Source organism: Klebsiella sp. 1SOBk5mer (assembly GCF_046603115.1).
GTDB lineage: Bacteria > Pseudomonadota > Gammaproteobacteria > Enterobacterales > Enterobacteriaceae > Klebsiella > Klebsiella quasipneumoniae.
Genome location: NZ_JBKIUU010000001.1, coordinates 234,047 through 253,087, shown reverse-complemented (window position 1 = coordinate 253,087; position 19,041 = coordinate 234,047). Strand labels below are relative to the sequence as shown.

Below are 19,041 nucleotides of genomic sequence, written 5' to 3'. Positions count from 1 at the left end.
GCCGGGCTCCGGGCGAGGTCGTGTTCCAGGGCTACTCCTCTTCCCGCTCCGCTGGGGTCCAGGTCGGCAGGGTCCGGAAGGTGTGCAACAGCCCTTCCGACCACGCCTTGCGGATGCGGTTGAAGTAGGGATCGCTGTCGGTGATGCGATGCTGCCCGGCGCTGCTCAGGCTGCCGCTGCGGTAGAGCAGCGTATCCAGCGGCAGACCGACGGACAGATTACTGCGCAGCGTCGAGTCAATGGAGATCAACGCGCAGCACATCGCCTGCTCCAGCGGCGTATCGATGGTCAGCACCCGATCGATGATCGGCTTGCCGTACTTGCTTTCGCCAATCTGGAAATAAGGCGTGTCGCGGGTGGCTTCAATAAAGTTACCCTCCGGATAAATATGGAACAGACGATGGGTTTCACCGGCGATCTGGCCGCCAAGCAGCAGGTTGCAGTTGAAGTTGGTGTTACTGCAGTTTTGCTGGTTGCTGCTGTCGCGCTGGATCACCTCCAGCAGCGTTTTCCCGATCAGCATGGCGGCGTCGTAGAGGGAAGTTACCTGCATCAGGTTCGGCTCCTGCTGGGTACGGATCCGCGCGCTGAGCAGGCTTATCACGCTCTGGGTGGTGGCCAGGTTGCCGGCGGATTGCAGCACCAGCACCCGTTCCCCTTCCTGATGGAAAACGTGCAGCTTTTTAAAAGTGGCAATATGGTCGACGCCCGCGTTGGTGCGGGAGTCGGAAGCAAACACCAGTCCATCCGCCAGGCACATGGCCACACAGTAGGTCATTGCGGTTATTCCCGTATTATTGCTGCTGCGCCTGCTGGCTGTGTTCGCGCACTTCAGCGTTGGTTAACATAATCTCCCCGCCGCCGCCCAACCGGGTGCCCCGTACCGGGCAGGCGTCGAGATAATCCAGCCCGGTCGCCAGCCGCAGATGCTGATTCAGACGACGGGTATTATTGGTGATATCAAACGACAGCCAGCGGCCGTCGAGCCACACTTCCGCCCAGGCATGCATCGCCACATGCTGGGCGTTATCGCTGTAGACATAGCCGCTGACGTAGCGCGCCGGGATATCCAGCGCCCGGCAGCAGGCGAGAAAAACATGGGTATGATCCTGGCACACTCCCTTCGCCCGGGCGAAGGCGTCGGCAGCGGAGTCCTGCACCTGGGTCGCGCCGGGGGAGTATGGCATTCTTAACAGCAGATCCGCCATCAGTTGATTCAAACTCTCTTCCGCCGCATCGGGACGATAGAGGCGCTGGGCAAACTCGCGGATCGCCGTATCGGCGCGGGTCAGCGGCGTAGAGCGCAGAAAAACCAGCGGCGACAGCAGCTCGGCCTCTTCATCACGCGTCTCTTCCCCCTCGTCGGCGATATCGACAATCCCGCTGGCGCGGATGGTGATCTCTTTGTGCGGGTTATCCAGCGTCAGCACATGCAGCACATTGCCCCAGCCGTCGGTGGTGGTCACCGCCGCGCCGTCCGGCAGGGTCAGCGTCCAGGCGGTGATGGTCTGCCGTCCGGTGCTGCGCGGCGTCAGGCGCAGATACTGGGTGGAAAACTTCACTTCTTCATCGTAGCCGTAGCGGGTGAGATGATCGATGACCAGTTTCATAAGGCCTCCAGATAGGTTTGTCTGATGCTGTCGGACAGGGCGTTAATTCTCGCCAGCAGTCCGTTAAGCGTGGTCTGCAGGTCCGCCTGCGCCAGGTCGTCACGGGTGCTGAAGCGCAGGTCAACGTTGAGCTGATGGGCGAGGCGCAGCGGCTGATAGGAGCGATCGTTGGCGATCTTCTCCAGTTCGCCCACCAGGTCGGCAATGCTGGCGCGCAGCGAACGTGGAATATCGTTACGCAGGATCAGCAGCTCCATCACCGTTTCGCGACTGACCGGCTGGCGGTAGAGGCTGTTGTAAGCTTCGCGGGCGCTGACCGCATTGAGCAGGGTATCCAGCCGGTAGTATTCGCGCACCGGGTCCGGATCGTTGGTCAGCTGTTGATCCTTAATCAGCAGCAGCTGGGTGGTGGCGAACGCACGCTCGATCAGCGTGCCGATACCGATAAAGCTCAGGGCGTCGTTGCGAAGCAGCGTGCCAATCACCGCCCCGCGAAACAGATGCACCCGCTCTTTCACCCACTCGAAAAAGCCGTCGCTCCCCAGCTCGCCCAGCCCCTGCTGGCGGAGGGTTCGCAGCTCGATGCGGGTGGCATTGATGCTCTCCCACACTTCGGCCGACAGACTGCCGCGCACCGCGTGCGCGTTGTTCCACGCCATCTCCACGCAGCTGTAAATACTGCAGGGGTTGTTGCCATCGAGGGCAAAAAAGTTGAGCAGATTGCTCATGGTAAAGCGGGCGTGGCGCGCCTGAAACAGCTCGTGGGTCATCGACAAATTCAGCGGCAGCGCCAGATCCCGCGACTGCTGACTGTGGCGGGGGATCATTGATAATTTCCAGGTCACGTCCAGCACCCGGGCGTAGCTCTCCGCCCGCTCAAGATAGCGGGCCATCCAGAACAGTTCACTCGCCGTACGACTTAGCATGATGCGTCATCCTCCATCACCCAGGTATCCTTGGTTCCGCCGCCCTGCGACGAGTTGACCACCAGCGACCCTTCGGTCAGCGCCACGCGGGTCAGGCCGCCAGGCACCAGCCGCATCTCCTGCCCGGACAGCACGTAGGGGCGTAAATCGATATGCCGCGGCGACAGCCCTTCATCAACGAAGGTCGGGCAGGTCGACAGCGCGAGGGTGTCCTGGGCGATATAGTTGGCCGGATTGGCCAGCAGGCGCTGGCGGAAGGCCTCCCGCTCCTCTTTGGTGGAACGCGGGCCGACCAGCATGCCGTAGCCCCCGGCGCCATGGACCTCCTTGACCACCATTAGCTCCAGATTGCTCAGCACGTAGCGCAGGTCCTCCGCTTTCCGGCACTGCCAGGTGGGGATATTGCTGAGGATCGGCTGTTCGCCGAGGTAAAAGCGGATCATCTCCGGGACGTACGGGTAGATCGATTTGTCGTCGGCCACCCCGGTGCCGATGGCGTTGGCCAGCACCACGCCGCCGGCGCGATAAACGGACAACAGCCCCGGTACGCCGAGCATCGAATCGGCGCGGAAGGCCAGCGGGTCGAGCCAGGCGTCATCGATGCGGCGATAAATCACATCCACCCGCCGCGGCCCCTCGGTGGTGCGCATATACACCGCGCCGTTTTTAATAAACAGGTCGGCGCTTTCCACCAGCTCAACCCCCATCTGCTGCGCCAGGAAGCTGTGCTCGAAGTAGGCGCTGTTGAAGCGACCCGGCGTCATCACCACGACGCAGGGATCATCCACCAGCGAACTTTCGCGCAGGGTCTGCAGGAGGTAGCTCGGGTAGCGCTCCACCGGCGCAATGTGATGCTGCTCGAACATCTCCGGATAGAGGCGCATCATCATCTTACGGTTTTCGAGCATGTAGGAGACGCCGGACGGCGTGCGCAGATTATCCTCCAGCACGTAGTACTGTCCGTCGTTATTGCGCACCATATCGACGCCGGTGATATGGGCATAGGTGTTGTTTGGCAGGTTGATGCCCTGCATGCACGGCTGATACTGCTCGTTGGCCAGCACCTGTTCGGCCGGGATCAGCCCCGCACGCAGGATATTCTGCTCATGATAGATGTCATAGAGAAAAGCGTTTAGCGCTTTCACCCGCTGGCGTATACCGCGGTCAATGCGCTGCCACTCCCCGGCGGGGATGATCCGCGGCACGCTGTCAAACGGGATCAGCCGCTCGGTCCCTTCATCCTCGCCGTAAACGTTAAAAGTGATGCCGATACGGTGAAAGAGCAGTTCCGCTTGCGCTTTTTTCTGCCGGATAGAGAATTGATCGGTGTTGCGAAACCATTGCCACCAGGCATTATAGTGCGGCCGCTGTTCACCCTGGGCGGTCAGCATCTCGTCATAATAATGCCCGTCAGGAAGCGTTATTTTTATCATGGCCGTCTCCTCCGGTTGTACTCACTTTGTGGTAATCCCGGTAAGAGATAAGCATTAATTATGCCAGGTCATCCGCCGCCGCGGCGTTGTGCAAATCGGTTCTGACCCGCCGTCTGATTGTGCAAAAAATCGCCACAATGGCCGCCTGCGCCCGCCTGCGGTTGCACCGTCGTGAGGCAGGGCGGCGATTTTTGCGCCATGGTGGACGCCAGCGCCGTCAGCCAGTGTGCCGCAGGCCGGGCCTCACAACCCTTCTCGATCCGCTGGTATTCGCCGCCAGCGCGCCGTGGCCAGTGGCCCGGGCGCGTTGGCTTGTCTGTAAGACTAATCGCTTTGCCGGCGGTTGTAGCAGAAAACCAGGCAGGTAAATCCTCTGTTTTCGCGCAAAATGTTACCCCTGACACGCGCAGCGGCAGATATTCGTCTAAGGTTTTTGGATGGCCAAACGTCGTGGCCCGCAGTCGATAATGATAAGGAGAACTCCCCATGACGAGTACTGATGCACATCGTCCCGCTGCTTTGCCCTGTTCCCTGCGCCTGGCGATCGGCGGCGCCCTGCTCGCCCTGATGAGCCTGAATGTCCAGGCGGAAGACGGCAAAACCGCGCCGCCACCCTCGCCGGATATTCTGCTGGGCCCGTTGTTCAATGATATCCAGAGCGCGAAGCTCTTTGCCGATCAAAAAACCTTCGCCGACGCGATCCCTAACAGCGATCCGCTGATGATCCTTGCCGATTACCGGATGCAAAAAAACCAGGCCAGCTTCGACCTGCGCCACTTCGTCGAGCTGAACTTCACGCTGCCGAAAGAGAACGACACCTATGTGCCGCCCAAAGGGCAAACCCTGCGTCAGCATATCGACGGCCTGTGGCCGGTCCTGACCCGCAGCACCGTCGAGGTGGAAAAGTGGGACTCGCTGCTGCCGCTGCCTAAGCCCTACGTGGTCCCCGGAGGACGCTTTCGCGAAGTCTATTACTGGGACAGCTATTTCACCATGCTGGGTCTTGCCGAAAGCGGTCACTGGGATAAAGTCGAAGATATGGTCGCCAACTTCGCCGCGGAAATTGACACCTGGGGCCATATCCCCAACGGTAACCGCACCTATTACCTCAGCCGTTCGCAGCCCCCCTTCTTCTCCTTTATGGTAAGCCTGCTGGCGACGCACGATGGCGACCAGGTGCTGAAAACCTACCAGCCGCAGCTGGAGAAAGAGTATCGCTACTGGATGGCAGGGGCGGACGCGCTGGCTCCCGGCAGCGCCGACAAACGGGCGGTGCGGATGGCCGATGGCGCGCTGCTCAACCGCTACTGGGACGATAACGACACCCCGCGCCCCGAGTCCTGGCTTGACGACGTCAAAACCGCCAAAAGCAACCCGAATCGTCCGGCCACCGAGATCTATCGCGACCTGCGCTCCGCCGCCGCTTCCGGCTGGGATTTCAGCTCCCGCTGGATGGACAATCCGCAGCAGCTCGCCACCATTCGCACCACCTCAATTGTCCCGGTCGATCTCAATGCCCTGATGTTCCATCTGGAGAAAACCCTCGCCCGCGCCAGTAAAGCTGCGGGGGACAGCGCCGGCGCTACGCGGTACGATGCGCTGGCCAACACCCGCCAGCAGGCTATCGAGAAATACCTGTGGAATGAAAAAGAGGGGTGGTACGCCGATTACGATCTGAAAAGCCACAAGGTGCGCAATCAGCTGACCGCCGCGGCGCTGTTCCCGCTGTACGTCAATGCCGCGTCACGCGAGCGGGCGACGAAAGTGGCGGCCGCCGCCGAGTCGCGGCTGCTCAAACCCGGCGGGCTGACCACCACCACCATCAACAGCGGCCAGCAGTGGGACGCCCCCAACGGCTGGGCGCCGCTGCAGTGGGTGGCCGTCGAGGGGCTGCAAAACTATGGCCAGCAGAAGATCGCCATGGAGGTCAGCTGGCGTTTCCTGACCAACGTGCAGCATACCTATGACAGCAAACAAAAGCTGGTGGAGAAGTATGATGTGAGTTCGACCGGCACCGGCGGCGGCGGTGGGGAATATCCACTGCAGGACGGTTTTGGCTGGACCAACGGCGTCACCCTTAAGATGCTGGACCTGATCTGCCCGCAGGAGAAACCCTGCGATGCGCTGCCCGCCACCCGTCCGGCGACAACGCCTTCACTACAGGACAAACCCGCCGCTAACGACCCCGCCCCTGCGGCACCGCAAAAGACCGGCTCCTGACGCTGTTCCGCTTCCCCCTACCAAAATCGGTAGGGGTGAAGCGGTCTCCCTGGTCACGACCCTCCCGCGCAGGCCCATTCTGCGGCTCGCGGGAAACACCTCTCCACCCCCTCGCGCTGAACAGGTCACCTTTTCGCTTGATTGCACAAATACAAACAATAATAATTCGCATTACTTTTTAACGAATAATGACAGATTCGTTTTTCCCGCGGCGGCGTACAGGAGTACCAGACCGCGCTGGTTCAGGATGATCTTATGAACGTGGCTATTTCTCGAAAACGCCCGGGGCTGCTGTACGCCCTCGCGGTCGCACTTCCCTTCACCGCGCAGGCCGAAGAGACGGTGGTGGTGACGGCCAGCCCGCCGGCGTCTGCCAGCGCGCCGACTGAAGGCTATAGCGCCAGCACCTCGCTCGGGGCGACGAAAACCGACCAGCCGTTAATCACCACCGCCCAGTCGGTGTCGGTTGTCACCCGCCAGCAGATGGCGGATCAGGGGGCGAATACCATCAGCCAGGCGCTGGAATATACCCCAGGGGTCTACTCCAGCTTCGGCGGCGGCGCCACCCGGTTTGACGCCATCTCCCTGCGCGGCTACCACGGCGGCGACGTCGATAACCTGTTCCTCGACGGCATGCGCCTGATGAGCGACGGCGGCAGCCATAACGTTGTGCAGATCGACCCATGGTTTATCGAACGCGTCGATGTGATCCGCGGCCCTTCCTCCGCGCTCTACGGGCAAAGCGTGCCGGGCGGCGTGGTCAACCTGACCTCCAAGCGCCCGCAGTTCAGTCAGCAGGGCCACGTCCGCCTGACTGGCGGAACGCAAAATACCAAAGGCGCGGCCTTCGATTACACCGACGCCATCAATGAGCAGTGGGCATGGCGGCTGATCGGTATGACCCGCAGCAGCGACACGCAGTATGACCATACCCGCGAAGAGCGCTACGCCATTTCGCCTTCCCTGCTGTGGCAGCCGGACAGCGACACCTCGCTGCTGCTGCGCGCCTATCTGCAAAAAGATCCTTCCGGCGGCTATCATGGCTCTTTGCCGCTGGACGGCACCCGCTACGCGCACAATGGCCGTAAGCTCTCCACCAGCACCAACGAGGGCGATCCGGGAGATGGCTATCAGCGCCGTCAGCAGATCTACAGCTATGAGTTTGACCACCAGTTCACCGACGTCTGGTCGGTCTATTCCGCCGGGAGCTACACCCACACCAACGTCTCCCTCGATCAGGTCTACCAGGTCGGCTGGATAGATGACAGCGATAGGCTGGCCCGCGGCTACAGCGGCTCGCGCGGTTCGCTGGACGGCTGGTCAACCGATAACCGCCTGCGCGCCGATTTCAACACTGGCGATCTGGCGCATACCCTGATCCTCGGCGCCGAATATCATCGCTTCCGCAACGATCTGTGGACCGGCGCCGGCGGCGCGGCGCCGCTTAACCCGTTTACCGGCTATACCGCCCAGACCGGGCATACCGTGACCTACAGCGATGACAATAATCGCCGCTATTACCAGACCGGGCTGTATCTGCAGGATGAGATGGTCTGGGACCGCTGGCATATGGATGTTTCCGCCCGCTATGATCGCATCGTTTCCCAGCAGGTCAGCGACACCCAAGGCACCTCGAACCGCCGTTCAGACGATCATATCAGCGGCCGCGCCTCGCTGTTGTTCGCTCTGGACAACGGGCTTTCACCCTATCTGAGCTACAGTCAGGCGATTACCCCGGCGATGCTGCCCGGCGCGGATGGCAAACCATTGAAACCGACCACCGCCGAACAGTTTGAAGCCGGCCTGAAGTTCCAGCCGCCGGGCAGCAGCGACCTCTACAGCATCGCGATTTACGACCTGACGCAAAAGGATGTCGCCACCCGCGACCCGAACATCGCCACCGCCACCTATATTCCTGCGGGGAAAGTGCATTCCCAGGGCGTCGAACTGGAAGCGCACCATCAGATCACGCCGCAGCTGAGCACTATCGCCTCGTATACCTGGAATCGTCTTCGCTTCCAGGACACTAAGGACGGTACCGACAACAACACGCCGCAGCTGACCCCGGATCAGATGGCCTCCTTCTGGGCGCGCTATCAGTTCCCGGCGGGGATCTCGGTGGGCGCCGGCGTCCGCTACATCGGCAAACAGTGGGCGGATGATGCCAACACCGCGCGGCTGCCGTCGGTGACGTTGATGGATGCCATGATGCGGGCCGACCTCGGCGTCTGGTCGCCGGGGCTGAAAGGCGCTTATGTGCAGGTTAACGCCAACAATATCGGCAATCGTGAATACGTTTCCGGCTGCTACGGCACCGGCAACTGCTACTGGGGAGCAGAGCGCAGCGTGATGGCTACCGTCGGCTACGATTTCTGAGGACGTGGCCTCCGGGAGACTCCCGGAGGCCAAACGAGGGATTACATGGCATCCAGCGCTTTCTGCAGCTTCCAGATATAGCGCGGCGCCTGCGGAGCCGGGTGTTTTTTCACCACATGCTCGAAGAACTCATCGGCGTCGAGATCGTTAATCTCGTCGATGGCGTCCTGCCGGCTTGACGAGAAGGTGCGCAACAGCGCGCCCGCGCCGTTGGCGTAGGAGACCACCACCGCATAGCGCATCACCTGCGGGTCTTTGATCCCCGCCAGCGGGCCGTTTTCCAGAATGCTCAGATAGGCGGCCCCCATCGAGATATTCCGTTCCGGGTTTTTCAGCTCACTGACCGACGGCTCGCCGCGCCAGCCCATCCGCCGATAGACATCGCGTCCGGAGGTCGACGGCTTAAGCTGCATCAGCCCGACGGCGCCGGATTTACTCACTACCGCAGGGTTACCGCCCGACTCGATGGCGATAATCGCCGTGATCAGCTGCGGATCCACGCCCCAGGCGGCGCCGGCTTTTTCACTGATCGGCATCCACTGCATCGCCCGCTTCACCGGGACCTCGGGGTTCCACGGCGGATTGGTGTAATCATGTTTCGAACTACAACCGGCCAGAAAAACGACTAAAATAAGCAACCATCTCAATTTCACACATCTATCCTTATCTACCCAAACGCCATCATGCTGCAGAACGACGGCAGCGGTACGACCCCCGCCCGCCGACAGCCTGATGGATGACGGGTGCGGATTGAAGTTAGCCACCTGGAGATGACAATCGCCATTCCAGGCGGCATCATAACCCTTTCATTCATAGCAAGGAATTATCATGTCTCAGTTTTATCTGGTCGCGCCATCCGGTTATTGCATCAACCAGCAAGCGGCGGCCCGCGGCGTCGAGCGTCTGCAGCAGGCCGGACACGAGGTGGCCCACCAGCAGGTCATTCCCCGCCGGCTGCAGCGTTTCGCCGGGACTGAACATGAACGGCTGGCCGATATTAACCAGCTTGCCCAGCTGCCCGGGCGCAACCGGATCGTTCTCGCGGTGCGCGGCGGCTACGGCGCCAGTCGTCTGCTGCCGCATATCGACTGGCAGGGGCTGATTGCCCGCCAGCAGCGCGACCCGCTGCTGATTTGCGGCCACAGCGATTTCACCGCCATCCAGTCGGGCCTGCTGGCCCTGGGCAATGTCGTCACCTTCAGCGGGCCGATGCTCGCGGGCAACTTCGGCGCGGAGACCCTCGATCCGTTTACCGAACACCATTTCTGGCAGGCGCTGCGCCAGCCGGAATTCACCCTCGAATGGCCGGGCGAAGGGCCGAACTGCCGGGTGGAAGGCACCCTGTGGGGCGGGAATCTGGCGATGCTGACCTCGCTTATCGGCACCCCGTGGCTGCCGGCGATCCGCGACGGCATCCTGGTGGTGGAGGATATCAATGAGCACCCGTTCCGCGTCGAACGCATGCTGCTTCAGCTGTTGCACAGCGGCGTACTGGCGGCGCAGAAGGCGGTGATCTTCGGCAGCTTCACCGGCGGCACGCCGAACGTCTATGACGCGGGATACGACCTGCCGCAGGTCTTTGATTACCTGCGCCAGCAGCTCTCTGTACCGATGATTAGCGGACTGGAGTTTGGTCACGAGCAGCGCACGGTGACCCTGCCGCTGGGGGCGCGCGCGCGGCTGGTGAATCAGGCGGCGGCCACCACCCTGACAATCAGCGGCCACCCGGTGCTGGCAGAATAAATTTGTCAGACGCATAGGCGGATCCCCTGCGAATTGTTAAAATAGTGTCACTTTTAGCCATTTTTTCACGCCAGTCAGGGAGTACGTGAACATTGGACGCCGCTGCGGTCATTAGTCTGTTTATTCTGGGTTCTGTTTTAGTAACCTGCAGTATCTTATTGAGCTCCTTTTCTTCTCGCCTTGGCATCCCGATTCTGGTCATCTTTCTGGCTATCGGGATGCTGGCAGGCATTGACGGCATCGGCGGCATCCCCTTCGACAACTACCCCTTCGCCTACATGGTGAGTAACCTGGCGCTGGCGGTGATCCTGCTGGACGGCGGGATGCGCACCCAGGCCAGCTCCTTTCGCGTGGCGCTGTGGCCGGCGCTGTCGCTGGCGACGGTCGGGGTGCTGATCACTTCGGCGCTCACCGGGATGATGGCGGCCTGGCTGTTCAAACTGGATATGATCGAAGGCCTGCTGATCGGCGCCATTGTCGGCTCCACCGACGCCGCAGCGGTCTTCTCGCTGCTCGGCGGCAAGGGGCTCAACGAGCGCGTCGGCTCGACGCTGGAAATAGAGTCAGGCAGTAACGACCCGATGGCGGTTTTCCTGACCATCACCCTGATCGAAATGATCCAGCAGCACCAGACCGGCCTCAGCTGGATGTTCGCCGTGCATATCATTCAACAGTTTGGCCTCGGGATCGCCATCGGCCTCGGCGGCGGCTACCTGCTGCTGCAGATGATCAACCGCATCGTGCTGCCCGCCGGGCTCTATCCGCTGCTGGCGCTGAGCGGCGGGATCATGATTTTCGCCGTCACCACCACCCTCGACGGCAGCGGTATCCTCGCCGTCTATCTCTGCGGCTTTTTGTTGGGCAACCGGCCGATCCGCAACCGGCACGGTATCCTGCAGAACTTCGACGGTCTGGCGTGGCTGGCGCAAATCGCCATGTTCCTGGTGCTGGGCCTGCTGGTGACGCCCTCCGACCTGCTGCCGATCGCTATCCCGGCGCTGCTGCTGTCGATGTGGATGATTTTCATTGCCCGTCCGCTGTCGGTGTTTGCCGGTCTGCTGCCGTTCCGCGGGTTTAACCTCCGTGAACGGGTGTTTATCAGCTGGGTTGGCCTGCGCGGCGCGGTGCCGATTATTCTCGCGGTGTTCCCGATGATGGCCGGCCTGGACAACGCCCGCCTGTTCTTCAATGTCGCCTTCTTCGTGGTGCTGGTGTCGCTGCTGCTGCAGGGCACCTCGCTATCGTGGGCGGCGAAAAAAGCCAAAGTGGTGGTGCCGCCCGTCAGCTGGCCCATCTCCCGCGTCGGGCTGGATATTCACCCGGAAAACCCGTGGGAGCAGTTTGTCTACCAGCTGGGGGCCGATAAATGGTGCATCGGCGCGGCGCTGCGCGACCTGCATATGCCGCCGGAGACGCGGATTGCCGCGCTGTTTCGCAACAATGTCCTGCTGCACCCCACCGGCAGCACCCGCCTGCGGGAAGGCGATATCCTGTGCGTCATTGGCCGGGAACACGACCTGCCTGCGCTGGGCAAAATGTTCAGCCAGTCGCCGCCGGTGGCGCTCGATCAGCGCTTTTTCGGCGACTTTATCCTTGATGCCGAGGCCCGCTTCGCCGATGTGGCGCAAATCTACGGCATCGACGGCGGAGAGGAGTTCCGCGAACATCAGCAGTCGCTGGGGGAAGTGGTTCAGCAGCTGCTGGGCGCCGCGCCGGTGGTGGGCGACCAGGTGGAGTTCGCCGGGATGGTGTGGACAGTAGCGGAAAAAGAGAACGATCACGTGCTGAAGGTAGGGGTCCGGGTCGCGGAAGACGAGGCGGAGTGATCCGCCCCGGAATACGTTACAGGGTCACAACCGGCACCCGCGGCGCCAGGGCGCACATCAGCTCATAGCCGACGGTGCCGCAGCTGGCCGCCACGTCGTCGATTTTAATCTCTTTGCCCCACAGTTCGACCGGCGCGCCAATCCCGGCCTGCGGACAGGGGGTTAAATCGACCGCCAGCATATCCATCGACACGCGCCCGACGGTGGTAGTCCGCACGCCGTCCACCAGCACCGGCGTGCCGCTCGGCGCCACCCGCGGATAGCCGTCGGCATAGCCGCAGGCGACAATGCCGATCCGCTGCTCCTGAGTGGTGCGATACAGGCCGCCATAGCCGATCGCCTCGCCGGGGCGCAGGTTCTGCACGGCGATGATTTCGCTGCGCAGGGCCATCACCGGCTTCAGGCCGGTGTTCGCGATGTCCTGCCACTGCCCTGAGGGCGACGCGCCATACAGCACGATGCCCGGTCGAACCCAGTCAAAATGCGCTTCCGGATGCCAGAGGGTCGCCGCCGAGTTGGCCAGCGAGCGCGGGCAATCCAGTCCCTCCGCCGCTTGTTCAATACGGCGCATCGGCTCGACAATCCCCTGCGGGTTCTCCGCCTCCGCGAAGTGCGACATCAGCGTCATCTCGCCGACATTGCTTATCGCCCGCAGCTGCTGCCAGACGGTATGCACCCGCTCCGGCATAAAGCCCAGCCGGTTCATGCCGCTGTTCACCTTGAGATAGATATCCAGCGGCGCGCGCAGCTTCGCCTGCTGCAGCGCCTTAATCTGCCAGTTGCTGTGAACGCTGGTGGTTAAGCGATATTGATCCAGCACCGCCAGCTCATCGGCATGGAAGAAGCCCTCCAGCAGCAGGATCGGACCTTTCCAGCCCTGCTCGCGCAGCAGGATCGCCTCTTCCAGGTTGAGCAAGGCGAAACCATCCGCCGCGCTCAACGCACTCCATACCCGCGCCACGCCATGGCCATAAGCATTAGCTTTGACCACCGCCCACAGGCGCGACCCGGGGGCCGCGCGACGCACTATCTGTAAATTCTGCCGCAAGGCCAGCAGGTCGATGCTGGCCACTACCGGACGGGTCATGCAAGCTCCTTAGTTGTGTGCGCCATGCAGATGCTGCGGACGCGCCGGGGTGAACCCGGGGCTGTAGCGGGCGACCGCCAGATCGTCGTAAGGGATCGCCGGCGTGCGGCCGGAGATCAAATCGCTGATCAGCTGCCCTGAGCCGCAGGCCATGGTCCAGCCGAGGGTACCGTGACCGGTGTTGAGCCACAGGTTTTTAAACGCCGTGCGCCCGACCACCGGCGTGCCGTCCGGCGTCATCGGCCGCAGGCCGGTCCAGAAGGTGGCCTGCTCAACGTGGCCGCCGCGCGGGAACAGGTCGCGCACCACCATCTCCAGAGTTTCCCGACGCGGCTGCAGCAGCGCTTTGTTAAAACCGACGATCTCGGCCATACCGCCGACGCGAATACGCTGATCGAAACGGGTGATGGCGATTTTATACGTCTCATCAAGGATAGTGGAAACCGGCGCGCCGTCTTCCTGGGCAATCGGGATGGTTAACGAATAGCCTTTCAGCGGGTAGACCGGAATATCCACCAGCCCCTTGAGCATCGCCGTCGAGTAGGAGCCGAAGGCCATCACATAGGCGTCGCCTTTGATAATCTCATCGCCGCATTTCACCCCGGCAATGCGATCGCCCTCCTGCAGCAGGGCGTCCACCGGGGTGTTGAAGCGGAAGGTGACCCCGGCCTGTTCCGCCATCGCCGCCAGACGGGTGGTAAACAGCTGGCAGTCGCCGGTTTCATCGTTTGGCAGACGCAGGCCGCCGGTCAGTTTGTGGCTGACCTCCGCCAGCGCGGGCTCCACTTCCGCCAGCCGCTTCGCCTCCAGCAGCTGATACGGCACGCCGGCGTCCTCCAGCACCGCGATGTCGCGGGTGGCGTTTTCATACTGTTTGGCGGTACGGAACAGCTGCAGCGTCCCGCCCTGACGCCCTTCATACTGAATGCCGGTGGTGTCGCGCAGCGCCTTCAGGCAGTCACGGCTGTACTCCGCCAGGCGCACCATCCGGCCTTTGTTCTCCATATAGTGGCGGGTGTCGCAGTTGCGCAGCATCTGCCACATCCACTTCAGCTGGAACGACGTGCCGTCAAGGCCGATCGCCAGCGGCGCATGGCGCTGGAACATCCATTTTATCGCCTTCAGCGGCACCCCCGGCGCCGCCCAGGGCGCCGCATAGCCGGGAGAAATCTGCCCGGCGTTGGCCGCGCTGGTCTCCTCTGCCGGACCGGGCTGACGGTCGATAACCGTCACCTCATGACCCGCCTGACTCAAATACCACGCGCTGGCTACCCCAACCACCCCACTTCCCAGTATGACGACACGCATAGCGACTCCGTAACAGTTAAAGAACAATCATCTAATTACAAATTGATAACTCAGATGAAAATATTATTCAACATACGCTTTATTTATGGTGACTTAACTCACAGCAAACCGCACCAGCCCTGCGCTGCGAGATTTACGATCTCATGCTGCGCTTTATTTTTACCCAGCATTATATTCTGTAAATAAGCGCAAAAAACGGCTTTGAGATGGGGAAATCGCGAAGAAAAGCGATTGGCTGACAACACAGTTTGCTGTGCGGTGTTCTATGCTTGTTTAGAGGTTTTCCGTTCAGAGAAAACCAACAACAACGAGGGCGCGCTAATGGCTACGATTGATTCCATGAACAGGGACACCACCCGTTTAAGCGATGGACCCGACTGGACGTTTGAGTTACTGGAGACCTACCTGGCCGAAGTGGACCGGGTCGCTAAGCTCTATCGTCTTGACACCTACCCGCACCAGATCGAAGTCATTACTTCCGAGCAGATGATGGACGCCTACTCCAGCGTCGGCATGCCCATCAACTATCCGCACTGGTCGTTCGGCAAAAAATTCATTGAGACCGAGCAGGCCTATAAGCACGGCCAGCAGGGCCTGGCGTATGAGATTGTCATCAACTCCAACCCCTGTATCGCCTACCTGATGGAAGAAAACACCATCACCATGCAGGCGCTGGTGATGGCGCACGCCTGCTACGGGCATAATTCGTTCTTTAAAAACAATTACCTGTTTCGCAGCTGGACCGACGCCAGCTCAATCATCGACTACCTGATCTTCGCCCGCAAATACATTACCGAGTGCGAAGAACGCTATGGCGTCGACGAAGTGGAGAAACTGCTCGACTCCTGCCATGCGCTGATGAACTACGGCGTCGACCGCTATAAACGTCCGCAAAAAATCTCTCTGCAGGAGGAGAAGGCGCGGCAGAAAAGCCGGGAAGAGTATCTGCAGAGCCAGGTGAATATGCTGTGGCGCACCCTGCCGAAGCGCGAAGAGGAGAAGGCGATTGAGTCCGCCCGCCGCTACCCTTCCGAACCGCAGGAGAACCTGCTGTACTTTATGGAGAAGAACGCCCCGCTGCTGGAATCGTGGCAGCGCGAGATCCTGCGCATCGTGCGCAAAGTCAGCCAGTATTTCTACCCGCAGAAACAGACCCAGGTGATGAACGAGGGGTGGGCCACCTTCTGGCACTACACCATCCTCAATCATCTCTATGACGAAGGGAAAGTGACCGAGCGCTTTATGCTGGAGTTTCTCCACAGCCACACGAACGTGGTGTTCCAGCCGCCATACAACAGTCCGTGGTACAGTGGGATTAACCCCTACGCGCTGGGCTTCGCCATGTTCCAGGACATCAAGCGCATCTGCCAGTCGCCCACCGAAGAGGACAAGTACTGGTTCCCGGATATCGCCGGTTCCGACTGGCTGGAAACGCTGCATTTCGCCATGCGCGACTTCAAGGATGAGAGCTTTATCAGCCAGTTCCTGTCGCCGAAGATCATGCGCGATTTCCGCTTCTTCACCGTGCTCGACGACGACCACAACAATTATCTCGAGATCTCGGCGATCCACAACGAAGAGGGCTATCGCGAGATCCGCAACAAGCTCTCAGCGCAATATAACCTCAGCAATCTTGAGCCGAATATCCAGGTGTGGAACGTTGACCTGCGCGGCGACCGCTCGCTGACGTTGCGCTATGTGCCGCACAACCGCGTCCCGCTGGACAAAGGGCGGCGCGAAGTGCTGAAACATGTGCATCGTCTGTGGGGGTTCGATGTGCTGCTGGAGCAGCAGAACGCCGACGGCAGCATTGAGCTACTGGACCGCTGCCCGGCGCGGCCGAACGCGCTATAGCTTTACGGGACGTATAAAACGACGAAGGGGGCCATCGGCCCCCTTATTGTGTTTATCGATGGCGAAAAGCCAGCTTAACGCACATTCATGGCTAAATCGCCGGGCAGCGATTTCTGCATCCGGTGCCAGATCTCGCCGCTGTCATGGCCGTAGCGACGAACCAGCTCATACACCTGATCGTGCAGGCCGCCTTCGCACACCTTCGCCAGCTGATGATAAAAGCCCAGCGCCAGGCTGCGCGCTTCCGGGCTGGAGAAATAGTGGCGGCCAATGCGGGTATACAGCCCCTTCATGCCGTTGAGGATCAGACCATAGATCGGATTGCCGGAGGCGAACGCCAGACCGCGGAAAATGTTGTAATCGAGGTCGGCGAAGGCGTCGGCGTGATCTTCCACTTCCCGGGCGCTGTCCAGCACCGCCAGCGCTTTATCCGGATGCTGACGGAACGCGGTGCGAATAAAAATCGTGGAAATATTGGTGCGCACGGAGAGCAGGTTATCAATCAGCTGCGGGACGCTGTCGTGATCCAGACGCGCCAGCGTTTCAAGGATATTCAGCCCGGAGGTCTCCCAGAAGTTGTTCACTTTGGTGGGTTTGCCGTGCTGAATGGTCAACCAGCCGTCACGCGCCAGACGCTGCAACACTTCGCGCAGAGTGGTGCGGGTGACACCGATCAGCTCAGAAAGCTCGCGTTCAGCGGGGAGAATCGATCCAGGTGGGAAGCGGTTATTCCAGATGCTCTCAATGATATACTCTTCCGCGAAACCCGCAGGGCTCTGCGCCTTAATGACCATAATAATATTTCCATTACACATTGTTGCAATTGCACTCATCATACCAGAGCCGCTATAGCGCAGATAGCATCGCAAGTGAATTAAAAAGGGATCGCCGTTTCATTTTCCGTTTTTACTTTACGCTTTTCCTTCTCGCCCGTAACCGCCGCCGCGCTGCGAAGAAAGTTGCTTCTCATTTTGCTCAGCTGATACTCTTGCCAATCGTTACGCACAAAATCATGTACTAATTGACGGGGAAGGATTCTGTCGTGGAAATTTCTTATGGCCGCGCGCTGTGGCGCAATTTTCTTGGCCAGTCGCCTGACTGGTACAAGCTGGCATTAATTATTTTCTTAATCATCAATCCGCTGGTGTTCGCCTTAGCGCCGTTTGTCGCCGGCTGGCTGCTGGTGGTTGAGTTTATCTTTACCCTCGCCATGGCGCTGAAGTGCTATCCACTGCTGCCGGGGGGGCTGCTGGCATTTGAAGCGGTGCTGATCGGCATGACCAGCCCGGGTCATGTGCGGGAAGAGATCGCCAGCAACCTGGAAGTGCTGCTCCTGCTGATGTTCATGGTGGCGGGCATCTACTTTATGAAGCAGCTGCTGCTCTTCGTCTTTACGCGCCTGCTGCTCGGCATCCGCAGCAAAATGCTGCTGTCGCTGGCCTTCTGCCTGGCCGCCGCCTTCCTCTCCGCCTTTCTCGATGCGCTCACCGTGGTGGCGGTGGTGATTAGCGTCGCCGTCGGGTTTTACGGCATCTATCACCGCGTCGCCTCGGCGCGCCCCGACGATAGCGATGTGCAGGACGACAGCCATATCGATCAGCACTACCGCGAGGTGCTGGAGCAGTTCCGCGGTTTTCTGCGCAGCCTGATGATGCACGCCGGCGTCGGTACCGCGCTCGGCGGCGTCATGACCATGGTCGGCGAGCCGCAAAACTTGATTATCGCCAAAGCGGCGGGCTGGCATTTTGGCGAATTCTTCATTCGCATGTCGCCCATCACGCTGCCGGTGCTGGTCTGCGGGCTGCTGACCTGTCTGCTGGTGGAAAAGTATCGCCTGTTTGGCTACGGCGAGCCGCTGCCGCCAGCGGTCCGAAAGGTGCTGCAGGACTTTGACGATCGCAGCCGCGCGCAGCGCAGTCGTCAGGAACGGCTGCGGCTGATTGCCCAGGCGCTGATTGGCGTCTGGCTGATCGCAGCCCTCGCATTGCACCTTGCCGAAGTCGGCCTCATTGGCCTGTCGGTGATCATTCTCGCTACCACCTTTACCGGCGTGACCGATGAACATGCGATTGGCAAGGCGTTCACCGAGGCGTTGCCCTTCACCGCGCTGTTGACGGTATTCTTTGCCGTCGTGGCGGTGATCATCGACCAGCAGCTGTTCACGCCGGTCATCGAGTTTGTTCTGCAGGCCTCGCCGCACGCGCAGCTGTCACTGTTTTATCTGTTTAACGGCCTGCTGTCTTCCATCTCGGATAACGTTTTTGTCGGTACGGTCTACATCAACGAAGCGAAAACCGCCCTCGAGCATGGCGCCATCAGCCTGAAGCAGTTTGAGATGCTGGCGGTGGCGATCAATACCGGCACCAACCTGCCGTCAGTGGCCACCCCGAACGGCCAGGCGGCATTCCTCTTCCTGCTGACTTCCGCGCTGGCGCCGCTTATCCGGCTCTCCTATGGCCGCATGGTGTGGATGGCTCTGCCCTACACCCTCGTGCTGACGCTGGTCGGCCTGCTGTGCGTCGAGTTCACCCTGATGCCGGTCACCGAATGGTTGCTGGCTCACGGCTGGCTGGTTACCCCCACCCTGCCCTGATCCACCCGTCGCCCGGGTTCGCCCGGGCGATTCAATAACCAGTTACGTAATATTTTCCGCCGGGC

General features: G+C 60.7%; 15 protein-coding genes. 6 read left to right on the top strand and 9 right to left on the bottom strand.

Going from position 1 to position 19,041, the window contains the following annotated elements:
• Nucleotides 1–31: 31 nt before the first annotated feature.
• From ACLH1U_RS01240 to ACLH1U_RS01225, 4 genes are read right to left on the bottom strand one after another with little or no spacing between them, the layout of a single operon-like run.
• Complete coding sequence (locus ACLH1U_RS01240) at nucleotides 32–778, bottom strand: proteasome-type protease (protein ID WP_032453343.1); 747 nt, start codon at nucleotides 776–778, stop codon at nucleotides 32–34.
• A gap of 16 nt (nucleotides 779–794) precedes the next feature.
• Nucleotides 795–1,610 carry a transglutaminase domain-containing protein gene (locus tag ACLH1U_RS01235; protein ID WP_032453344.1) on the bottom strand — a complete coding sequence of 272 codons (816 nt, stop codon included), beginning with the start codon at nucleotides 1,608–1,610 and terminating at the stop codon, nucleotides 795–797.
• Nucleotides 1,607–2,536, bottom strand: a complete 930-nt coding sequence (locus tag ACLH1U_RS01230) for an alpha-E domain-containing protein (protein ID WP_002910835.1) — start codon at nucleotides 2,534–2,536, stop codon at nucleotides 1,607–1,609. The genes ACLH1U_RS01235 and ACLH1U_RS01230 overlap by 4 nt, the downstream gene beginning before the upstream one ends.
• On the bottom strand, nucleotides 2,530–3,969 hold the full coding sequence (locus ACLH1U_RS01225) for a circularly permuted type 2 ATP-grasp protein (protein ID WP_004180417.1): 1,440 nt from the start codon (nucleotides 3,967–3,969) through the stop codon (nucleotides 2,530–2,532). The genes ACLH1U_RS01230 and ACLH1U_RS01225 overlap by 7 nt, the downstream gene beginning before the upstream one ends.
• A 486-nt stretch (nucleotides 3,970–4,455) precedes the next feature.
• Between ACLH1U_RS01225 and ACLH1U_RS01220 the strand changes: the two genes are divergently transcribed.
• Both ACLH1U_RS01220 and ACLH1U_RS01215 read left to right on the top strand, forming a co-directional pair.
• Entirely contained in the window at nucleotides 4,456–6,189 is a 1,734-nt protein-coding gene (locus tag ACLH1U_RS01220) for an alpha,alpha-trehalase (RefSeq protein ID WP_411298998.1), read from the top strand.
• 255 nt (nucleotides 6,190–6,444) lie between these two features.
• Nucleotides 6,445–8,565, top strand: coding sequence for a TonB-dependent siderophore receptor (locus tag ACLH1U_RS01215; RefSeq protein WP_065805725.1), 2,121 nt, complete (start codon nucleotides 6,445–6,447; stop codon nucleotides 8,563–8,565).
• A 41-nt stretch (nucleotides 8,566–8,606) separates the two neighbouring features.
• Here the strand turns inward: ACLH1U_RS01215 and emtA are convergent, their stop codons facing one another.
• Nucleotides 8,607–9,218, bottom strand: a complete 612-nt coding sequence (gene emtA / locus ACLH1U_RS01210) for a membrane-bound lytic murein transglycosylase EmtA (protein ID WP_032453347.1) — start codon at nucleotides 9,216–9,218, stop codon at nucleotides 8,607–8,609.
• 175 nt (nucleotides 9,219–9,393) lie between these two features.
• Between emtA and ldcA the strand changes: the two genes are divergently transcribed.
• Nucleotides 9,394–10,308 carry a muramoyltetrapeptide carboxypeptidase gene (ldcA, locus tag ACLH1U_RS01205; RefSeq protein ID WP_065805727.1) on the top strand — a complete coding sequence of 305 codons (915 nt, stop codon included), beginning with the start codon at nucleotides 9,394–9,396 and terminating at the stop codon, nucleotides 10,306–10,308.
• A gap of 92 nt (nucleotides 10,309–10,400) precedes the next feature.
• Nucleotides 10,401–12,134: a potassium/proton antiporter gene (locus ACLH1U_RS01200; RefSeq protein ID WP_049013408.1), complete on the top strand. Its 1,734-nt coding sequence runs from the start codon at nucleotides 10,401–10,403 to the stop codon at nucleotides 12,132–12,134.
• A gap of 16 nt (nucleotides 12,135–12,150) precedes the next feature.
• Here ACLH1U_RS01200 and dadX read toward each other — a convergent pair whose 3' ends face one another.
• The 3 genes from dadX to ACLH1U_RS01185 form a co-directional block, all read right to left on the bottom strand.
• Entirely contained in the window at nucleotides 12,151–13,221 is a 1,071-nt protein-coding gene (gene dadX, locus ACLH1U_RS01195; RefSeq protein ID WP_023290204.1) for a catabolic alanine racemase DadX, read from the bottom strand.
• A gap of 9 nt (nucleotides 13,222–13,230) precedes the next feature.
• A complete protein-coding gene (locus ACLH1U_RS01190) occupies nucleotides 13,231–14,529 on the bottom strand; it encodes a D-amino acid dehydrogenase (RefSeq protein WP_044523951.1) in 1,299 nt (432 codons plus the stop codon).
• A 98-nt stretch (nucleotides 14,530–14,627) separates the two neighbouring features.
• Entirely contained in the window at nucleotides 14,628–14,774 is a 147-nt protein-coding gene (locus ACLH1U_RS01185; RefSeq protein WP_032428909.1) for a hypothetical protein, read from the bottom strand.
• Between the two features lie 76 nt (nucleotides 14,775–14,850).
• Here ACLH1U_RS01185 and ACLH1U_RS01180 point away from each other — a divergent pair, with 76 nt between their 5' ends.
• Nucleotides 14,851–16,383, top strand: a complete 1,533-nt coding sequence (locus ACLH1U_RS01180) for a SpoVR family protein (RefSeq protein ID WP_004203310.1) — start codon at nucleotides 14,851–14,853, stop codon at nucleotides 16,381–16,383.
• A 74-nt stretch (nucleotides 16,384–16,457) separates the two neighbouring features.
• Here the strand turns inward: ACLH1U_RS01180 and fadR are convergent, their stop codons facing one another.
• Nucleotides 16,458–17,177 (bottom strand): fatty acid metabolism transcriptional regulator FadR, encoded by a 720-nt coding sequence (fadR, locus tag ACLH1U_RS01175; RefSeq protein ID WP_004203311.1) that lies wholly within the window; start codon nucleotides 17,175–17,177, stop codon nucleotides 16,458–16,460.
• Nucleotides 17,178–17,425: 248 nt separating this feature from the next.
• Between fadR and nhaB the strand changes: the two genes are divergently transcribed.
• Nucleotides 17,426–18,976, top strand: a complete 1,551-nt coding sequence (nhaB, locus tag ACLH1U_RS01170) for a sodium/proton antiporter NhaB (protein ID WP_023290206.1) — start codon at nucleotides 17,426–17,428, stop codon at nucleotides 18,974–18,976.
• The last annotated feature ends 65 nt before the right edge of the window (nucleotides 18,977–19,041 follow it).